Genomic DNA, 2891 nt, shown 5'->3' with positions numbered 1-2891 from the left:
GGGGCCTGCGGCCGACTGTGGGCCTCGGGCAGGTCCCGCAGCAGCCGGCTCGGCCGCGCGTGGGTGTAGGCGCGGGCGAACTGTGCCCAGTCGGCCTCGGTGACGACCGCGAGGGCCTCGTCGTGGTCGAGGACGTCCTGCAGCGCGTCGAGTGCCCGGCCCGGGTCCAGTTCGCCGAGGCCGAGCAGGGCGCGCTGGCGCCGCACGGACTCCAGGGCCGCCATGCCGCCGTCGGCCCAGATGCCCCACGCGACGGAGGTCGTGGCGCGGCCCTGGGCCCGGTGCTGTGCGGCCAGGGCGTCGAGGAAGGCGTTGCCGGCGGCGTAGGCCGCGCCGTGGCCGTCGCCCCACACGCCCGCGGTGGAGGAGAACAGGACGAAGGCGTCGAGGTCGGGCAGGAGTTCCGCCAGGTTCGCCGCCCCGGCGACCTTGGCCATGACGACCTCGGCGAACTCCGCCGGTGTCGTGTCGGCCAGCCTGGTCGCCCTGATCACGCCGGCGGTGTGGAAGACCGCGCGGATGTCGCCGACGCGCCCGACGAGGTCCCGCAGGGCGTCCCGGTCGGCCACGTCGCACGCCGCCACGGTCACCCGCGCCCCGGCTGCCTCCAGCTCGGCGCGCAGGCCCGCCGCGCCGGGTGCGTCGGGGCCGCGGCGGGCGGCCAGCACGATGTGATCCGCGCCCTGCCGCGCGAGGCGGCGGGCCGCATGTCCGCCGAGCGCGCCGGTGCCGCCGGTGACCAGCACCGTGCCCCGCGGCCGCCAGGACCGCGCGGCCGGGCCCGACGAGGCCTTGCGGCGCAGCCGCTTGGCGAAGCGCCGGGTGCCGCGGATCGCCACCTGGTCCTCGCCCGTGCCGGCGAGCACGACGAGCAGCGCGTTCACGCTCTCCTCGTCGGGCACGGCGGGAAGGTCGACCAGGCCGCCCCAGCCGTGCGGGAACTCCAGCGCCGCGGACGCGCCGGTGCCCCACGCCAGGGCCTGGGCCGGGCTGGTGACCGGGTCGGTGCCCGAGGTACTCACGGCGCCGCTGGTCGCGCACCACAGCGGGACGGCCGCCGTCCTCACCGGGTCCAGGCTGCGCGCCGGGTCCAGGGTGCGGACCAGATCCAGGGTGCGGACCAGGCCCGCCGGGAGCAGCGGGTGGTCGGGGTGCGGCTCCTCGTCCAGCGCCAGCAGCGACAGCACACCGTCCGGCCCGGGCCGGGCGTCCCCGGTGTCGGCCACGTCCCAGGTGTCGGCCACCGCGAAGCCCCGTTCGCGCAGGGCCTCGGCCCACGGGTGCCCGGTCGTGGCCAGGACGAGCCAGCGTTCCGGGTCCACCGGGACCGCGGTACCGGTCGTCGGCGCCCATGCCACCTCGTACCGCCAGTCGTCACGGGGCACCGGCGGGGTCGCGGTCACCCAGTAGGGCTCGCGCTGGAAGGCGTACGTGGGCAGGTCCGCCCCGGGTGCGGTGCGGGGCAGGACCGGGGTCCAGTCGACGTCGGCTCCGGCGGCGTAGAGGCGTCCCGCCGCGGCGAGGAATTCGGTGAGGCCGCCGTGGTCGCGGCGCAGTGTTCCGGTGGCGGCGACATCCAGCGCGGGCACCAGCACCGGGTGTGGGCCGACCTCCAGGAACAGGTCGTGGCCGTCGGCGGTGAGCCGGGCGGTGGCCAGGTCGAACCGTACGGGTTCGCGGAGGTTGCGGTACCAGTAGTCGGCGTCGAGGGCGGAGGTGTCGACCGGTTCGCCGGTGACCGTGGAGTAGAACGGGATCGCCGCCGAGTGGGGCGTGATGTCGGCGAGGTCGGTGAGCAGGTGCTCGCGGATCGCCTCGACCTGGACGGAGTGGGCGGCGTAGTCGACGGGCAGGCGGCGGGCGCGGACGCCGTCGGCCTCACAGGCCGCCAGCAGTTCGTCCAGCACGTCGAGGCCGCCGGACACCACGACCGCCGCGGGTCCGTTCACCACGGCGGTGGTCAGCCGCTCGCCCCAACGGGCCAGGTAGCCGGCAGCCTGTTCGACGGACAGCGCGAGGGACACCATGCCGCCCCGGTCGGCGAGGACGGCCAGTGCCCTGGACCGTAACGCCACGACCTTGGCGGCGTCCCGCAGCGACAGCGCGCCGGCGACGTACGCGGCGGCGATCTCCGCCTGGGAGTGGCCGACCACGGCGTCCGGCTGCACGCCGTAGGACCGCCACAGGTCGGCCAGCGCCACCATGACGGCGAACAGGGCCGGCTGCACCACGTCGACGCGGTCCAGCGAGCCGTGGCGCAGTTCGTCGACCAGCGACCAGTCGGTGTACGGGGCCAGGGCGGCGGCGCAGGCGTCGATGCCGGCACGGAAGACCTCGGACTGCTCGTACAGGTCACGGCCCATGCCCGCCCACTGCGCGCCCTGTCCGGGGAAGACGAACACGGTCCCGCCGGTACGGGCCGGCCGGCCCGGCAGTCCCGGCGGGAGCGCGGCCAGGCCGGACAGCAGGTCGTCCCGGTCGGCGCCGACCACCGCGGCCCGGTGCTCGAACCGGGTGCGGGCGGCCAGTGCGCGGCTGATCGCGGCGGCCGGGACGTCGGGGTGGGCGGTCGCGTACCCGTGCAGCCGCTCGGCCTGGGCGCGCAGCGCGGCGTCGGTCTTCGCGGACAGCAGCCAGGCGGTGGGGGCGGCCCGGTCGGCGGGTTCGGGAAGGTGGCCGGGGTCCGGGTCGGAGGACTGCTCGATGATCAGGTGGGCGTTGGTGCCGCTGATGCCGAAGGCCGAGATGCCGGCGCGGCGCAGGTGCTCGTGCTCCGGCCACGGCCGGGCCTCGGTGAGGAGCCGGACGCCGCCGGAGGCCCAGTCGACGTGCGGGGTGGGCGCGTCCACGTGGAGGGTTCGCGGCAGTTCGCCGTGCCGCATCGCCATGAC

General features: G+C 76.6%; 1 protein-coding gene. It reads right to left on the bottom strand.

Annotated features, from left to right (window positions below):
- The coding region (locus ACIQOV_RS35605) for an SDR family NAD(P)-dependent oxidoreductase (RefSeq protein ID WP_401054964.1) at positions 1 to 2891 on the bottom strand (2891 nt) is incomplete at both ends.

Origin of the sequence: Kitasatospora sp. NPDC091257, assembly GCF_044757675.1 — a bacterium.
In the GTDB taxonomy this organism is placed as follows: Bacteria; Actinomycetota; Actinomycetes; order Streptomycetales; family Streptomycetaceae; genus Kitasatospora; species Kitasatospora lactacystinica.
The sequence above is the reverse complement of the archived record's forward strand: the minus strand, read 5'-3'. Positions and strand labels throughout refer to the sequence as shown.